At 68.8% G+C, this 15,150-nt stretch carries 15 protein-coding genes and 4 pseudogenes; 10 read left to right on the top strand and 9 right to left on the bottom strand.

The features are described 5' to 3' along the window. The first annotated feature begins 331 nt into the window (after window positions 1-331). A complete protein-coding gene (locus tag OHA19_RS39825) occupies window positions 332-670 on the top strand; it encodes a hypothetical protein (RefSeq protein ID WP_331754127.1) in 339 nt (112 codons plus the stop codon). 242 nt (window positions 671-912) lie between these two features. Further along, window positions 913-1,077 (top strand): hypothetical protein, encoded by a 165-nt coding sequence (locus OHA19_RS39830; protein ID WP_331750472.1) that lies wholly within the window; start codon window positions 913-915, stop codon window positions 1,075-1,077. 18 nt (window positions 1,078-1,095) lie between these two features. On the opposite strand, the gene OHA19_RS39835 is transcribed toward OHA19_RS39830, so the two are convergent. Then, complete coding sequence (locus OHA19_RS39835; protein ID WP_405753423.1) at window positions 1,096-1,539, bottom strand: hypothetical protein; 444 nt, start codon at window positions 1,537-1,539, stop codon at window positions 1,096-1,098. 94 nt (window positions 1,540-1,633) lie between these two features. On the opposite strand from OHA19_RS39835, the gene OHA19_RS39840 reads away from it, so the two are divergent. Further along, window positions 1,634-1,915, top strand: a complete 282-nt coding sequence (locus tag OHA19_RS39840) for a hypothetical protein (RefSeq protein WP_331763216.1) — start codon at window positions 1,634-1,636, stop codon at window positions 1,913-1,915. 89 nt (window positions 1,916-2,004) lie between these two features. Further along, window positions 2,005-2,643, top strand: coding sequence for a hypothetical protein (locus tag OHA19_RS39845; protein ID WP_331754131.1), 639 nt, complete (start codon window positions 2,005-2,007; stop codon window positions 2,641-2,643). Window positions 2,644-2,926: 283 nt separating this feature from the next. Here OHA19_RS39845 and OHA19_RS39850 read toward each other — a convergent pair. From OHA19_RS39850 to OHA19_RS39865, 4 genes and pseudogenes are all read right to left on the bottom strand, one after another. After that, a pseudogene (locus tag OHA19_RS39850) lies at window positions 2,927-3,452 on the bottom strand (transposase). Beyond that, window positions 3,368-3,898 (bottom strand): annotated as a pseudogene (locus OHA19_RS39855) (winged helix-turn-helix domain-containing protein). Before OHA19_RS39855 ends, OHA19_RS39850 begins: the two co-directional pseudogenes overlap by 85 nt. A gap of 148 nt (window positions 3,899-4,046) precedes the next feature. Further along, complete coding sequence (locus tag OHA19_RS39860) at window positions 4,047-4,538, bottom strand: NUDIX domain-containing protein (protein WP_331750780.1); 492 nt, start codon at window positions 4,536-4,538, stop codon at window positions 4,047-4,049. 100 nt (window positions 4,539-4,638) lie between these two features. Continuing rightward, the gene (locus tag OHA19_RS39865; protein WP_405722811.1) at window positions 4,639-5,148 is read right to left on the bottom strand and encodes an ATP-binding protein; all 510 of its coding nucleotides are present in this window, start codon (window positions 5,146-5,148) and stop codon (window positions 4,639-4,641) included. A gap of 77 nt (window positions 5,149-5,225) precedes the next feature. Between OHA19_RS39865 and OHA19_RS39870 the strand changes: the two genes are divergently transcribed. From OHA19_RS39870 to OHA19_RS39880, 3 genes are all read left to right on the top strand, one after another. Then, complete coding sequence (locus tag OHA19_RS39870; protein ID WP_331754139.1) at window positions 5,226-6,614, top strand: hypothetical protein; 1,389 nt, start codon at window positions 5,226-5,228, stop codon at window positions 6,612-6,614. A 172-nt stretch (window positions 6,615-6,786) separates the two neighbouring features. Next, the gene (locus OHA19_RS39875; RefSeq protein WP_405753425.1) at window positions 6,787-7,506 is read left to right on the top strand and encodes an IS6 family transposase; all 720 of its coding nucleotides are present in this window, start codon (window positions 6,787-6,789) and stop codon (window positions 7,504-7,506) included. Between the two features lie 256 nt (window positions 7,507-7,762). Continuing rightward, window positions 7,763-9,910 carry a serine/threonine-protein kinase gene (locus tag OHA19_RS39880; protein ID WP_331750458.1) on the top strand — a complete coding sequence of 716 codons (2,148 nt, stop codon included), beginning with the start codon at window positions 7,763-7,765 and terminating at the stop codon, window positions 9,908-9,910. On the opposite strand, the pseudogene OHA19_RS39885 reads toward OHA19_RS39880, so the two are convergent. Then, a pseudogene (locus OHA19_RS39885) lies at window positions 9,836-10,453 on the bottom strand (AAA family ATPase); the annotation flags it as partial. The gene OHA19_RS39880 and the pseudogene OHA19_RS39885 sit on opposite strands and share 75 nt — an antisense overlap. Here OHA19_RS39885 and OHA19_RS39890 point away from each other — a divergent pair. Continuing rightward, window positions 10,444-10,650 (top strand): annotated as a pseudogene (locus OHA19_RS39890) (DUF2267 domain-containing protein); the annotation flags it as partial. The pseudogenes OHA19_RS39885 and OHA19_RS39890 sit on opposite strands and share 10 nt — an antisense overlap. 167 nt (window positions 10,651-10,817) lie before the next feature. On the opposite strand, the gene OHA19_RS39895 reads toward OHA19_RS39890, so the two are convergent. The 3 genes from OHA19_RS39895 to OHA19_RS39905 all read right to left on the bottom strand — a co-directional run bounded on the left by OHA19_RS39895 (window position 10,818) and on the right by OHA19_RS39905 (window position 13,639). Further along, a complete protein-coding gene (locus tag OHA19_RS39895) occupies window positions 10,818-11,825 on the bottom strand; it encodes a DMT family transporter (RefSeq protein ID WP_331750456.1) in 1,008 nt (335 codons plus the stop codon). A gap of 231 nt (window positions 11,826-12,056) precedes the next feature. Continuing rightward, on the bottom strand, window positions 12,057-12,953 hold the full coding sequence (locus OHA19_RS39900; protein ID WP_331750455.1) for a transposase: 897 nt from the start codon (window positions 12,951-12,953) through the stop codon (window positions 12,057-12,059). A 128-nt stretch (window positions 12,954-13,081) separates the two neighbouring features. Continuing rightward, the gene (locus OHA19_RS39905) at window positions 13,082-13,639 is read right to left on the bottom strand and encodes an ABATE domain-containing protein (protein WP_331750454.1); all 558 of its coding nucleotides are present in this window, start codon (window positions 13,637-13,639) and stop codon (window positions 13,082-13,084) included. An 81-nt stretch (window positions 13,640-13,720) separates the two neighbouring features. On the opposite strand from OHA19_RS39905, the gene OHA19_RS39910 reads away from it, so the two are divergent. After that, the gene (locus OHA19_RS39910; protein ID WP_331750452.1) at window positions 13,721-14,176 is read left to right on the top strand and encodes a carboxymuconolactone decarboxylase family protein; all 456 of its coding nucleotides are present in this window, start codon (window positions 13,721-13,723) and stop codon (window positions 14,174-14,176) included. 17 nt (window positions 14,177-14,193) lie between these two features. Further along, on the top strand, window positions 14,194-15,147 hold the full coding sequence (locus OHA19_RS39915) for a phosphotriesterase (RefSeq protein ID WP_331750449.1): 954 nt from the start codon (window positions 14,194-14,196) through the stop codon (window positions 15,145-15,147). Window positions 15,148-15,150: the final 3 nt, after the last annotated feature.

The raw sequence follows: 15,150 nt of genomic DNA on the forward strand, positions 1-15,150 counted from the left end.
GCACTGCGCCACGAGCTCGGTCTCCACGCCCAGGTTGAACCACAAGCCAATGGCGACGGCCTCGGCGTAATCACGGCGCCATCGTCGCGCGGCCGCTTTGCAAGCGGGGCTGCAGAACTGCTTGTCGCTGCGGGCACCCGCCGGCAGCGGCTTGGAGCAGTTGATGTACGCGCACCGGCGCACCCGCCCGGCCATATCTCCACCGTGCGCCGCGCCAGGCGGGGCAGAACCTGCCTGGCGCGCTGCCAGGCGCCACACGGGGCCTGCAGCGGATCAGGCTGGTCTGGTCGGCAAGGCCGGCACCGTGCCGGGTGTGCTTCGTTACGCAGGCATGAGTGACGACGTCGAAGCCTCTCTCCGTGATGCATACCGTTCGCACGGGGCAGACGAAGAGACCATGCAGGGGCTGGCCAGCATCATCGGCCGCTTGCGCACAGAGCACGGTGAGGACTGGCCGGCTGCGTTCTTGGGAACGCTCTTCCACGCCTATCAGACGGACCCGCAGGTTCGGGCCGGGGCGCAGGACCTGGTCGAGCCGCTGCTTGAGACGGCGCGGCTCTCAAGGTCCGTGGGCGGTGATCCGCAGGTTGCCCTGCAGTACTCGCACAACCTGAGCGAACCCCAGGCGCGGATCTTCGATCTGATCCAGCAGCGGAACCGAAGAGGTTGACTGGGCTGTTCATTGGGCCGAACGCCTCAGGCGGGTGACAGGCCGCCTGGTGTCCAGGTCCAGGTTGAACGGGTCCGGGAGACGCAGCACCGCGCCGGGCCGAGCCAATCGGCGATGCCGACGAGGCCCAGTACCGGCAGGAAGCGGCGGCGTAGGGTCCGCGCCCGGCCGTGTGTGGTCGGCTTCTCGGCCCGCCCCTGCCGCGAAGAATGGCGGCCCTCCGCCCTGGGGAGGAGTGCGGCGTGAACTTTGAGTTTGAGTGCTGGCGCTGCGATACGGACTGCGTGGTCTACGGGAAGCCGGCCGGCTTCTGGACCGAGCAGTACCGGGTGCCTGACGAATGGGATTGCTGGAACTGCGGTGCCATCAACATCACACCGGACCCGCCCTGGACAGAAGCCGACTGACCTCCCGGAAACCAGCGCCTACGGCCGTTCCAGCTTCGGCTTCACCCCGAAGGTTCTGCCGCGGGCATTGATGTGCTCGCAGTCGGCCTTCTGGGTAATGAACGAGGCCCCCGTCTCACGCGACAGCGCGGAAAAGAACCGCTTCCCATCAGGAGACTGATGGGTCGTCGTCCAGTGGTAACCATCGGCCCCACGCATGGCCCGCAGGATCATGCGTCTGCCAAGCCCTTGGCGTTGCCAGTGGTCAGAGATGGATATCTTCCAGATCCGGCCCTGATCGCAGGGCCCGCACGTGCTCCAGGACAGAGTCGCGGCGTCCCAGCCGGTTCGGTCGCAAACCCGCAGCATCTGGAACTGGGCCGGCTGGCCTGGCGGGTAGTAGAGCCAGAGCCGTTCTCGGAGCGGGTGAAGGCGCAGCATCCGTGTCCACGCCTCGCTGCTCAATCCCTCTGGTGCCGTCACAGCGATTCCGGTCCGTAGATCGTGCAGGTGCGCCTCTTGGAGCCGTCCAGCCGGAGTTCTTCGCCGGTTTGCCGAGAGTGGATCATTGACATGCGTGCGTCTCCTGGGGAGGTCCGGGCCGACCACGAAGGCCGACCCGAACAGGGTGTCAGGCTTCCTCGCGGTGGCGGGCGACTTCTTCGACGCTCCACCCCACGAACTCCGCTACATCCTCGTTCGGCGTCCCGCCCGACCCCAGCCAGTCCTGCAACGCATCGGCAAGGCTGTCCCGGAGGCGCCCGACCTCAAGCTGCTGCGGTCACGGGCAGCCGATGCGTACGACGCCTTCCTCGACACGGCGACCGCCGACCTCGGGGAAAGCGGACTCCTGGCCTGAGGCCCTCGGGGTGCAAGACCGAGGCCAGATCGTGACGCTCTGTGGATTGTCAGTGGCGGGGCGTAGTGTCGGCCGGTATGGCTCATGGCGTGTTCCACAAGGAACTTGGGGCGATCAATCTCTCCGAACTGGACCTCACCTCCGCTGGAGACCGGCGGTTGTGGGAGTCGCTGCACGGCAAGACCGTCAGAGGCGACTTGGAGTGTCTGGAGTGCCGGGAGAACGACCCGGGCTGCCCCCAATGGATGTTTCTCCGGCTCTGGAAAGGGCGTCCTGTCGCCGTCCACTACAGCACGGGCATCCGGCATCCCACCGCACCGGAAAGCCCAAGACACAAGGCGCTCAAGGAGCGCATCGCCCGCGTCGCGGAACATGCTGGGTTCTCTGCCGACCTCGAAGCGTGCGCGGCCGACGGCCGCCGCCGTACCGACGTTCTCGTGCACGGCGAGAACGGGCTGCAGCTCGGCTGCGAGATCCAGTTGTCCTACGCCACAGCTCATGCCGTGGCCAAGCGGAGCGACATCGCCCGCGCTGACGGGCTGACCCCGCTGTGGACTACCGACGACATCGGTGCGCCGTTGATCGAACGCACCCCCTGGGCCCGTATCGACAAGATGCCGCTGGAGGCCTTCTCCAGCGGCAACGCACTCCTCGTCCGTGGCGGGGTCAAGGGCCTGAATCTCAAGAAGTGCGACAGCCGCAATCCTCTGTTGATTTTGTCGGGGTGAACGGGAGCCACTGCATCGGCGAGTTTGGGAGCCACTTTGCTCCATCTGTGACGAGGATGGGCCCGACACAGGTCCATGATCGTCAACGGGTTCGGGAGCCACCCCTGTCGGGTGACATCACGCCTGTGGATGTGGAGTGTCCGCCGTGGTCCGGAGGTGTTTGGCGATAGTTTGGTCGCCCCGGGTCCTGCTGGTCCGTGTCCCTGACAGGCGCGGTTCGGCAGGGCCCGGCCTCGCGTTCGGCCAGCTATTGGTCGGCGGTGTGCTTACTGACTTCGGATCGTCAAGGTGACGCTGGTTTGTCGAGGGTTAGGCCGGTGCCCGCTATGAAGCCGTCGAGCGTGTCGGGCCGGTACTGGAGGCGTTTGAGCCGGTTGCGGACGAGCGTTTCCAGGCGGTCGAGGGCGACGACGGCGAGGTTGGTTGAGGTCGGGCGAGTAGGCGGGCAGCAGGAACACCGTCAGCCATGCACGCTCGGCCATCAGCTCGCGCATGGCGTGGGAGACGTGGGTGTTCAGGCGGTCCCAGACCAGCATGATCGGCGCTTTGACGAGTTGGTGGACACCGTCGATCAGTGCGATGAAGTCGCGCTCGCTCATGCTGCGGCGCTTGCCTCTGCCGGCGGGGTGGGTACGCAGGCGGTGGCACGGACGGGTGCGGGAACCGGGCCGCATGGCAAGCAGTCCGGCCACCGACAGCCGTCCCGAGCGTCGCCCGCTCACCGTCACCTGCGGTGTGCGGCCGCGTCGGCCCCAGGTGCGTCCCCTGGGCGGCCTGCGGGTGAAGCCTGCCTCGTCCTCGAAGCAGATGTAGCCCCGCAGGCTGCCCGGGCTCTTCTACCTCCGCCCAGGTCGCCTCCTTCCAGACGGTGACGGCCTGCTCGTCGCGCTCGGCGACCCGCCGCGCGGGGACCTGCGGGCTGAAGCCGAGCCGGTGCATCAGCCTCGTCGCGCCGGAGACGCCGTAGGAGACGTGGAACTTCCTGCCGATCAGCGTGGCGACCCTTGCCGCGGTCCACACCTGGTCCTCCACCCAGCCGTGCGCGGCCGGGCCCTGCTCCAGATACGCGGCCAGCTTCTCCAGACAGCTCGGACAGACGGCACCGCGATCCGCTCGGGCCACGGGAAGCCAGAGCCCGCACACCACCCTCCCGCCACAACTGGTGCCACTGTTAGCCCGACTTCCGGCTCACCCGTAGACGCTGTGCCACCTCCAGCGGCTTGATGCCGTGCTCGAACAGCTCAGCCGCCTGCAGTCGTACCGACTCCCGGCGCAGCCGACCCGCAGCAGTCAGCCCCCCATCCGCATACCTCATCCACCACCGAACACAGCCACCACACCGGGCCCCTCAGGGACTTCGAGAAAGTTCACCCCAACGAGCCGAAGTCAGTAAGGACGTGCGCTCAGCCGTCTACGGGGATCGGCCGGTTCGGTGGGCCGTCGGTCAGCAAGGACGCCAATAGTTTCGGCAGCTCAGCCGGCCGCAGCACATCCGAGGTCGCGGCCAGTTCCGCTATGGTCCACCAGCGGTGCCCGGTGATCGCGGCCTTCTCGATCTCCTCGAAAGCCGAGGTATCGACCTGGAACGCAGGCGTCCGGGCCATGTAGTAGCGCTGGCGAACCTCATAAGCGACGCCGCCCCGGACCGCTGTCCACGGACGCCCTCGCCAAATCTCCGGACCCAGCGAGAGGTTCGTCAGCCCGGTTTCTTCTCGCAACTCCCGCAGGGCTGCCTGCTCGTGGCTTTCGCCTGGCTTGAGTCCGCCTCCAGGGGTGAACCACCGAACGGAACCGTCCCCCTTGTTCAGGGCAGAGAACAGCAGTAGCCGACTGGCGTCGTCCAGCAACACCACGCGCGCGCTCGGGCGCGGCGCCAGGCTCCCCTCCGGTTTCATCACCTCGTCAGATTAGAACCGCGGTCCCTGGGTGACCAACGGAGTTGGTCACCGGGCTGAGCTTTCACGCAAGTCTGGTCAGAGCCGGATTCAGAGAGCCTCATGACCGTGCGGTGGCCTGGCGGTCGGCTTCGGTGGACTGGAAGCGGTAGGACTCGGTGCCGGTCTGGATCAGCGTGCAGCGGAACGCAATGCGGTCGGCGATGGCCGCGCAGAGCCGGCGGTCGCCGAAGGTCTTGTCCCACTCGGCGAACGGGGAGTTCGTGGCGACCGCGGTGGCCTTGCGCTCCTCGCGTTCGGTGAAGATCTGGAACAGCAGCTTGGCGCCCTTCTTATCCAAGTTCGCGTAGCCAAACTCGTCCAGGCAGAGCAGGTCGACCTTGGTATAGCGGGCCATGAGCGAGGACAGCCGCCTGGCCGCCTCGGCTTCGGCGAGCTCGTTCACCAGGGCCTGGGTGGTGATGTAACGGGCGGACAGTCCGGCCTCCGCGACCGCGGTACCGACCCCGATCAGCAGGTGGGACTTGCCGGTGCCAGAGTCACCGATCAGCACCAGCGGAGCACGACGAGCCGGACCGTCGACGTTCCGCACAGTCCGAGCTGCGCTCAAGACTCGATGAGGGACGGGCCCGCGCCCGCCTGGATCAGACAACACTCGCCAGGAAAGCGGGTCTGGGGCGTACGACGGTGTCGAAGACACTCTCCCCCAGCGGCGGGGTGCCGTCGGCGGACACGGTGACGGCGCTGGCCGGCGTGCTGAAGCTGCCGGTAGGCGAGCTGCTGGAGTTGCGGCGGACCGCGGCCGAGGAGGCAGACACTGCGTCAGCTGACGTGTCGGGGCCGGGCCGGCCGATCGGACAGTGGGATCCGCACGAACTGGAAGTCCACCCCGCCGGCCCCGGCAAGGGCCCGTCGGGCGCCGACGGCGTGCGGGCACTGCCGGGGTATGCGCGACGCGAGCATGACCAGGTGCTGGCCAACGCGGTCACGGCGGCCGCAGCGGGCCGCAGCGGAATCGTGGTCCTGGTGGGGACCTCCTCGACAGGTAAGACCCCGGCGTGTTGGGAGGCCGTGCAGCCGCTCGCCGAGAAGGCCTGGCGGCTATGGCACCCCTTCGATCCGACCCGCGCCAAAGCCGCACTTGAGGACCTGCACCGGGTCGGGCCGCGGACAGTGGTGTGGCTGAACGAGGCACAGCACTACCTCGGCGACCGGAAGTTCGGCGAGCGGATCACGGCGGCGGTGCGCCAGCTGCTGCTCGACGAGGAACGCGGCCCGGTCCTGGTCCTGGGCACGCTGTGGCCCGAGTACGCACACGACTACACCGCCCCGCCCAAACCGGGAGAGGACGATCCGTACAGCCTGGTGCGGGAACTGATGGCCGGACACACCGTGAGCGTCCCCGACACGTTCGACGCCGCGGCCCTGGCCACCGCGACGGCCCTTGCCGAGCAGGGCGACACCCTGCTGGCCAATGCCCTCACCCGCAACCGGAACGGCGGCCGGATCACCCAGGACCTGGCCGGAGCCCCCGAACTCCTGCGCCGCTACGAACAGCCCCGCCAGGCCGCCTCCCGCGCGCTTCTGGAAGCGGCGATGGACGCCCGCCGGCTCGGCACAGGCCTCCACCTCCCGCAGGCCTTCCTGACCGACGCCGCCCCCGACTACCTCAGCGACCACGACTACGACCAGCTCACCGACGACTGGGCCGAGCAGGCCTACGCCGAACTCGCCGAGCAGGTCCACGGCAAGCAAGCACCCCTGCGCCGCACCACGCCCCGGCCCTCACGACGCCCACCCACCCCCACCACTGACGCCGGCACCACCCTGCCCCCTCCCCCGGGCCCGGTGTTCCTGCTCGCCGACTACCTCGAACAACACGGCCGCACCACCCGCCACCGCCTGTGCCCACCCGCATCCTTCTGGTACGCCGCACACACCCACCTCACCCACCCCGACGACCTGAACAACCTCGCCAAAGCAGTCAAAGACCGGCACCGCCTGCAATGGAGTCACCACCTCCTCCAACGCGCCGCCGACCACGGCAGCACCGGCGCCCTGGCCTACCTGGCCTGATGCGGGAGAAGGCCGGGGACCGGGACGGCGCCGAAACCCTCGCCCGGCTGGCCGCCGACCACGGAATCACCGACGCCCTGCTCCGCCTGGACGCGATGCGGAATATCGGCACTGTCACGTTGGCTGACGAGTGGGATGATCTTCGGGTTGATCACGGTGGAGGGGGTTGTCCGTGGACAGTACGCCGCCGTCGTACAAGGGGCACCGGTACCCGGTCGAGGTGATCTCCCACTGCGTGTGGCTGTACTTCCGCTTCCCGTTGTCATTCCGTGAGGTGGAGGAGCTGATGCTGCAGCGCGGCTGCATCGTCTCCTACGAGACGGTCCGCCGCTGGTGTCTGAAGTTCGGACAGGCTTATGCCGACGGACTGCGCCGCCGTCGGCCACGGCCCGGGGACAAGTGGCACCTGGACGAGGTCTTCATCAAGGTCAACGGCGAGCTGAAGTATCTGTGGCGGGCCGTCGACCAGAATGGCAACGTCCTCGACATCCTCGTCCGGAATCGGCGGGACAAGGCCGCGGCAAGGCGCTTCTTCCGCCGCCTGATAAAGAAGACCCGTACGGTGCCGAGGGTGGTCGTCACCGACAAGCTCCGCTCCTACAGCGCGGCGCACCGCGAGGTCATGCCCTCGGTGGAACACCGCTCCCACAAGGGCCTGAACAACCGGGCGGAGAACTCCCACCAGCCCACGCGGCAGCGTGAACGCGCGATGAAGGGATTCCGTTCCGTAGGCGGGGCCCAGCGGTTCCTGTCCGCGCTCAGCGGCATCTCGCTCCACTTCCGCCCTCACCGCCACCTGATGACAGCCTCCGATCACCGAGCCGAGATGACCGTCCGCTTCGCGATCTGGGACCAGATCACCCAGGCTGCCAGCCGGCCCACCACGGCCTGACCACAGGCCCGGACCGCAAGCCCACCATGCCCCAACGCGCCGTCAGGCACCGACATACTCAACAACTTGACAGCGCCTATCGAAGCGTACGGGCGTCGCGTCCACGTGCACCGCCACGGCGCCGCAGCCACCGGCATCGGCGGGGCGCGCTGTCAGCGGCGTCGTCACCCGTCGCCGGGTTGCACGGAAACCTGGTGCACATGAATCGAGGTGACATAGAGTCATCTGCAACGCATGGGGGGTGGGTGGTTCGGTGATGACCGGGCGTGTGGATCCACAGCGCATCGGTCCGTACACGGTGTTGCGCAGACTCGGCGGCGGCGGAATGGGCTTGGTGTATCTCGGCGTCGGAGGAACGGGGCGCGCCCACGGTCTCGCGGCCGTGAAGGTGATTCGCCCCGAGTACGCCGAGGACCGGCAGTTCCGGCGCCGGTTCGCCCACGAGGCGCGGACCTCGGCACGGGTCTCCGGCCCCGGTATCGCAGCGGTGCTGTCCGACGGGGTGGACGAAAACCCGCCATGGCTGGCCACCGAGTTCGTCCCCGGCCCTTCACTGGGCGAGGCCGTCCGTACGTACGGGCCGCTGGACGTGCGCCGACTCGGCGTCCTCCTGGCGGCGGCCCTGCGGCAGATCCATGTGTCCGGGCTGGTGCACCGCGACCTCAAGCCGTCCAACGTGATGATGGGTAACAGCGGCCCGGTGATCATCGACTTCGGGATCGCCCGGGCCTACGAGGACACCCGGCTGACCCGGACCGGTGTCGTCGGTACGTCCGGATACATCGCTCCGGAGTACCTGCGGCATGGCCGGTTCGACGCCCGTTCCGACGTGTTCGCGCTCGGCGCGGTGCTGGCGTTCGCGGCGTCGGGGCGGTCGCCGTACGGCACAGGCAACCCGGCGGCCGTCGATGTCCGGGTCCTGTCCGAGGACCCGGACCTGACGGGGATCGATCCGCCCGTGGCCGACCTGCTGCGTGCTTGTCTGGACCGGGACCCCGCCGAACGCCCCACACCGGCGAGACTCGAGACTGCGCTGTCCAATCTGCCCGGTGGGGCCCCGCCCTGGCCGCCCCCCGCGCTCTCCGCGGAGATCGCCCGCCAGACCAGGGAGGCCGCCGAGCAAGTCAGCTATGTGCCGACGGTGGTGGACCCGGCCGCCGACCCTCTGCACGGCACCCGGACCCGTACCGCAGCACGGCCTGTGCCGCCGGTGTCGCAACCGCAACCACAGCCGTCGTCGCAGCGGAGTCTTCGGCCGGACCCGCCCGTGCTGCAGGGGTTTTCGCCGCCCGCGGGCTCCGGTCGTCGGCGGCTGCCCCGCCGAAAGCTGCTGCTCGGCCTCGCGGCGTTGTCGGCGACCGGAGCCGGGGCCTACACATTGGCCGGAGTCTTCCAGGAGGAGCAACCGGACCCGAGGCAGAACTGGCGCTTCGCACCGGGGAGCGAGATGGGCGAGGCGGTGATGGCGGGCGGTGCGCTCTATCTCGGAAGTCACGAGAACAGCAACCTGTACGCGGTCGACGCGGCCACCGGCCGCCGACGGTGGGCCTACACCGCGGAGAGCAGCATGGCCGACAAACCCGCGGTCCTCGGTACCACGGTCTTTGCGGCGAGTTCGGAGGGCAGGCTCCACGCGGTCGACATCGCTACCGGCCTCCGTCGCTGGTCCGTACCGCTGGCCAGTCTCGGAGGGGTCTCGGTGGCGGCGGGCGGCAAGCTCGTTTACGCCCGCGCCACAGACGGCTACCTGTACGGCCTCGACCCCGCCACCGGCCGCCGGCGCTGGCGCTTCCAGACAGGAGAGGGCATGCCGACGGGCCGGACCCCCGTCGTGGCAGACACTGTTTTCGCCATGACGAACAGTGGCGTGCTGCACGCCGTGGACGGCTCCACGGGCAGGCGCCGGTGGAAGTTCTCCGTCACCGGCGACACGACCAGCGGCTCGCCTGCCGTCCACGGCGGTACGGTCTGCCTGGGCACCCGGGAGCACTGGGTGCACGCCCTGGAAACCGCCTCGGGCAAGCAGCGCTGGAAGCGCCGGCTCGGGGGCAGCATCAATGACGTCCAGGTGCAGGGCGACGCCGTCTACGTCCACTGTCAGGACCAGTTCCTCTACGCCCTGGACGCGAGAACGGGCAAGCAGCGCTGGCGGTGCGAGATCGGTGCGGGCACCGAGGGAGTCGCAGTCGTCGGGGACACCGTCTACGCGGGGAGGTCCCATCCGAGCAAGCTCCTGGCTCTCGACTCCCGTACGGGAAAGCCGCGCTGGGAGGTGCCGCTGAGGGATCCGTCCGCCCTGCCGTGGAGTGAGGACGAGGCCCGGATCTCCTCAGAGATCCACATCAGCGGTCGCAACGCGTACTTCACCGCTCTCGGTCTGTACTCGTTCCGCATCGATCCCTGACGCGCCGGCTCCGGGTCCCGGACGCTTGCTGTCACCCTTCGCACGGTGCACTGCGGGACCGCCCGGCCAGCAACAGCCGATCCGTCGCAAGGGCGCATGGGCCAGGTCCGCGCCGGACAGACCGCCGGTGACCTTGACCAGTTTGCTCAGGTCGACGTTCTCGATGGGCCGGTCCCGCAGGTGGTAGCGGAGGATCGCCTCCCGGGCGGGCCCGTCGGGCGGGAGGACGAGGATCGTCCTGTCCAGACGGCCGGGAGGGCGCAGGGCGTTGTCCACGTCCCAAGGCACGTTGGTGGCGGCCAGCACGAAAACACCCTCGTTCGCCGCCGAGTCGATGCCATCCAACTCGCTGAGCAGCTGGTTGACCACATTACGCATGCCGCTGTGCGCGGTGCGGCTGCGCTTGGCGCCAAGGGCGTCCAGCTCGTCCAGGAAGACCACGCAGGGTGCCTGGCGGCGAGCGGTCTCGAAGACCTCGTGCATGTTGCGCTCGGAGTTGCCGATCCACATGTCGAGCACCTCGTTCACGGACACGGACAAAAAATCCCCTCTCGTCCGAACGGTTCGTGCAGGCGACCGCAGCATGGATCGAGGGAGCGACCGAACGAACCGCCGCCTGGGACGTCAGTGCCGTGCTGAGCGTGACCGCCGACGCGGCGGGCGAAGAGCTCACCCGCCGCGTCCTGATCCAGCTTCCACCGGGCTACGACCTCCTCTTCGGCCGTCCAGGGCACGCCTGACCCCGGAAGGGGGCTGATGGCGACTTTGGCCGCGCGCAGGGTGCAGGCCGTGCCTTAAAGAAGAGTTCGCAGACGTACTCCTGTTTCTCGCCGGTGACCAGCAAAAAGACAGCGAGCGGGCGGCAGGCCAAATGGCCCGCCGTCCGCCCTACGGACGTGACGCTGTCTCAGTCCTTGGTCGACCTGGCCGGATATGTTGGGGCATCGCCGCGGCCGCAGCCCGCCTCTGCTTCAGGCGTTTCACGAGCCGGCGCCCGGCCCTGCCCCTCGCCGATGACGAGGAAGAGCACGGCGCCCATCAGCAGCACCGTGCCGGTGCCAACGAGCGCGTTCAACCGCTCACCGAAAACCGCGATCCCGATGACCGCGGCGGTAAGAGGCTCGACCAAGGCGACCACAGAGGCCGTTGAAGCCCGGACAACACTGAGCCCGGCGAAGAACAGCGTGTACGCCAGCGCCGCCGGAATGGCACCCAGGTAGCCGATCAGTGCCACCGTCGACACCGCCTGCTCCATTTCGGGCAGGAGACCTTCCAGCAACGCCAGCGGCAGCAAACAGACCGTGCCCACCGCGAAGCCCGTCACCGTCGACTCGAACGCGCCGCCGGAACTCTTGCGGCCGGACGCGCGCCCGAGCAGCGTCACACTCGCGTACCCGGCGGCGGAGAGCAGCGCATAGCCGATCCCCAGCGAAGGGGCCGGGCCCGTGCTTCCGTCGGCGCCCCCCATCAACAGCACCAGGCCAACAACACTGCTCGCCACGGCGGCTGCCCCGGCCGCGCCGGCGCGCTCGCCCAGCAGAAGCCGTGCCCCCACACTGACCAGCACCGGGCCCGAGCCGAGGGTCACCACAGTGGCGACCGACAGCCCAGCCTGCTGAACTGCGGCGAAGTAGGCGGTCTGATACACCGCCAGACCGAAGCCGGTGATCAGGAGCCTGCGCTTGTTCGCCAAGAACGTCGCGTGCAGCGAAACGGCCGTGTGAGGACGACGGGCCCGCCGGACCAGGTGAGCCGTCAGAAGCAGCCCGAGCCCCGTCAGGAACCGCCAGAAGGACACGGATACGGGGCCGATGTTCCCAACGTCGTACAGCTCGGCCGCGACAGCACCGCCAGTGCCCCACGCAGTGGCCGCAATCGCGACATAGAAAACACCCTGCCGGAAAGACAGGTCCAAAGAGGAATGCAACGTAGATCTCCTCGCTTGATTGCCATCACGATGTCGTCGTGAGCACTCAACGCAGCCGCTCCGGCATGCCCGGGGCGGCTGGGAGACGGGTGCCCGCCTAGACGGCGGGCGGCGGAGGAGTCAGAAACAGCTGCATGTCCCCAAACTACGGGCAGCATGCGGACGCTGACGGCCATTTCCGTGACCTCGCTGTCAGTCATGGCATGCGTGGCATAGAGGTCATCGCTGGTCACAGATGCCTGCGACCCGCCACAGATCCTTTTCAACGAAGTCCGTAAGGTCCGCCAGCTCCTTACCCCGGTCGCCCAGGCCGAGCCCGGCGCTGCATACGGGGTCGATATCCAGCAGCAGGTCGGCTGACTCTCGGCACTCCTGGGGAACCTGGCTTTCCACCTGGACGATCTGCCCAGAGCCCGCACACACCCCTCCGCGGCAGAAACTGCGCAAGATGCGCATGCCGGTGCAGCCGGCCTCGACGGCGGTGGCCAGCGTCTCGCTGATGAATTTCGGGGCGCCCCGGGAGTCGGCTGCTTTGCCGCGGCGCATTCGCACGGTGGCGATCACCGGTCGGGAGGCGGGGGTGCAGATCGTGGCGAGGAGGGGGTGCAGGGTGCGGATGTCCTTGAACCGGCCGTACTCGCCACCCTGCTTGGTGCGGCCGTAGACACGTTTGTGGGTGGAGTCGACGTCGATGAACGCCTTCTCGCCGGAGCCGGGCAGCAACGGGGTGTGCGCGGCCAGTTCGCCGAGGAACCTGCGGTGTACCGCGTGCAGTTGGAGGGCGTGACCGTGGGTGAAGGAGCGGAGGAAGGTGCCCAGGGTGGACGGGGCACGGACCCCTTCGAACACGGCCGACATCGCGCCGTGGCGCAGAACGTCGAGGTCGTCGATGCTGTCCGCCCCTGCGGCCATGCCGCCCACGATGCCGGTGACCTTGGCGTCCGCCGAGGCACCCGCGCCGTTCTTCGTCCCGGTCAGCCTCACGTTCTCCCTCACCAGCCGGGGCAGACCGTATCGCTCGGCCAGCCGCATCACCGGAACCAGCCCGGCATGCGCGATCAGGTTCGCGTCATCGAAGGCAGCGGAGACCGCCGCCCGCGTGTGGGAAACTTGCATCTCGGAAGTGCCTTGCTGATTGTGCGTGCTGGAAGCCTGAAGAACTCCCATCATCGCAGGTCACAAGGCACTTCTTCGTTTTCCGAGACGTTATCCACAAGGCACGGGCCGGTGGATCGAGGCTTAGCTCAGGGCGCCGCTCGCCGGGCGCGGTGCGCGCGTACCCGTCCGCGGCTGGCGCACGACGGGGAGGGGCACCACCGGCGACGGCCGGCGGGGTCGGTGAACACGCCACGGCAGTCGTTCTCGGGGCACACCTTGAGCCCGGCCCGGTCCGCGCCGGTTAGGTGGTCCGCGGCCTGCCGCGCGATGCGGACGAGGGCTTCGCCGACGGTGGTCGGCGAGCTGCGGCGCAGGCGGTCGCCGCCGGTGAGTTCCACCGGGTCGTCGGCGGCGAGGAAGTCACCCAACTCCGCGACCGCTTCGTCCGGAGGTGTGCGGTCCTGGGTGGTGGCGAGGGCCAGGGCACGCAGGCACTCCCGCAGCTGCCAAGTGCGTTCCAGGTCGGCGTGCGTGGGCCTGCGGTGCGGCGCCAGCTCGCTCACCCTGAGCCAGTCCGCCAGCCGCTCCGCCGAGTCGAGGCGTTCGACCGGGTGGCTGCTGAAGGCGCGGCCCCGCGTGGCGAGCAGGTTGAGCCAGGTGGCGCCACAGTCGAAGCGGAAGCTGTGCGGGTTGTCGGTCACCATGCCCCGAGTGTAACGCCTCAGGCGTTACGTCTGTTAGCGTCGTAACGCCCTGACCGTTACGTATTGACGAGGAGACCGATCATGGCCGATTCCGGACCTGTCGACCCCGTGCCCCTCTCCGAGCGGCTGACCGCTGCCGTTCTCGACCGGGAGGAGGGCTATCGGACGCTTGACACCCTCCAGGACCCCACGGCCCAGTCGCTCTTCCCTTGGTTGGAGGATGTGGCTCCGGGCTTTCCCGATTGGCTGATCACCACCCTCTTCGGTGGTACCTATCAGCGCCCCGGACTCTCACCGCGCGAGCGGCAGTTGGCGAACCTGGCGGCGCTTACCGCGCTCGGCGGCGTCGATCCGCAGCTGGCCGGACAGGTCGTCACCTCGCTGCGGGTGGGCCTGACGCCCGAGGAGGTGGTCGAAGTCTTCGTCCATCTGGCGCCCTACGTCGGCGTTCCCAAGGCGCTGGCCGGCCTGCGAGTCGCCGCCGCGGCGCTGGAGGACGCGGCCCCGCGCGAAGCGGATCGGAGCGACCTCCGGTGAGCGGGGGGACGGACCACATGACGGGGCAGACGGTCAGGACCGTACTTGGCGACATCGCCCCCGGCGACCTGGGCGTCTGCGACGCCCACGACCACCTGTTCCTGCGAAGCCCGCGCCTCCCGGGCAAGGAGCTCGACGACACCGCAGCGGCACGGTCGGAGCTGGACTCCTTCGCGCAGGCCGGGGGACAGGCCATGGTGCAGTGGACGCCCTGGGGTATGGGACGGCGGCTGTCCGCCCTTCCCCCGCTCTCCCGCGACAGTGGCGTCCACCTGATCGCGGCGACCGGCCTGCATCAGGTGAAACACTACGAAGGCGACCGGTTCCCGCACGGGGTCGACGAGTTGGCGGACCTCTTCGTCCGGGAACTCACCCAGAGCCCGGTGAGAGCGGGCCTGATCAAAGTGGCCGGCGCCTTCCACCGCCTGGACGAGCACGCTCGCCGGACGATGGCCGCAGCGGCGGCCGCCCACCACGCCACCGGCGCACCGATCGGCGTCCACCTGGAGGGCGGCACCGCAGCCCTGGAAACCCTCCAACTCCTCTGTGAGGACCACGGCGTACCGGCCCGCCGGGTGATCCTCGGCCACCTTCTCCGCTACCCCGATCCCGCTGTCCACCTGCGCGTCGCGGAAGCCGGGGCGTACCTGGCGTTCGATGGGCCCTCCCGGGCCAATCACGCTGGTGACCATCGACTAGTGGAATGCGTGGCGGCACTCGCCGACGCCGGGCACGCCGACCGCGTGCTGATCGGCGGCGACACCGTGGTGGCCTCGGCCCGCTCGTTGGCGGACGGGCCAGGGATGCGTCACCTCCTGGAAGGGGTCAACCCCCGGATCGCCCAGGAGATCGGTAGCGACGTGGCCCACACGATCTTCATCGAGAACCCCGCCCAGGCCTTCGCGGCACACTGGCGGACCCCCGCGCGACAACCGCCAGAGACGCCGAGTACGCCTGCAGAGACCAGCTGATCC

It is taken from the genome of Streptomyces sp. NBC_00012, from assembly GCF_045040875.1.
In the GTDB taxonomy this organism is placed as follows: Bacteria; Actinomycetota; Actinomycetes; order Streptomycetales; family Streptomycetaceae; genus Streptomyces.

What these genes read in the sequence shown, in the direction of transcription:
- OHA19_RS39910 (WP_331750452.1), top strand. Translation starts at nt 13,721, where the DNA reads ATGGCCGATTCCGGACCTGTCGACCCCGTGCCCCTCTCCGAGCGGCTG.
- OHA19_RS39900 (WP_331750455.1), bottom strand. Translation starts at nt 12,953, where the DNA reads ATGCAAGTTTCCCACACGCGGGCGGCGGTCTCCGCTGCCTTCGATGAC.
- OHA19_RS39860 (WP_331750780.1), bottom strand. Translation starts at nt 4,538, where the DNA reads ATGAAACCGGAGGGGAGCCTGGCGCCGCGCCCGAGCGCGCGCGTGGTG.
- OHA19_RS39905 (WP_331750454.1), bottom strand. Translation starts at nt 13,639, where the DNA reads ATGGTGACCGACAACCCGCACAGCTTCCGCTTCGACTGTGGCGCCACC.
- OHA19_RS39915 (WP_331750449.1), top strand. Translation starts at nt 14,194, where the DNA reads ATGACGGGGCAGACGGTCAGGACCGTACTTGGCGACATCGCCCCCGGC.
- OHA19_RS39825 (WP_331754127.1), top strand. Translation starts at nt 332, where the DNA reads ATGAGTGACGACGTCGAAGCCTCTCTCCGTGATGCATACCGTTCGCAC.
- OHA19_RS39880 (WP_331750458.1), top strand. Translation starts at nt 7,763, where the DNA reads ATGACCGGGCGTGTGGATCCACAGCGCATCGGTCCGTACACGGTGTTG.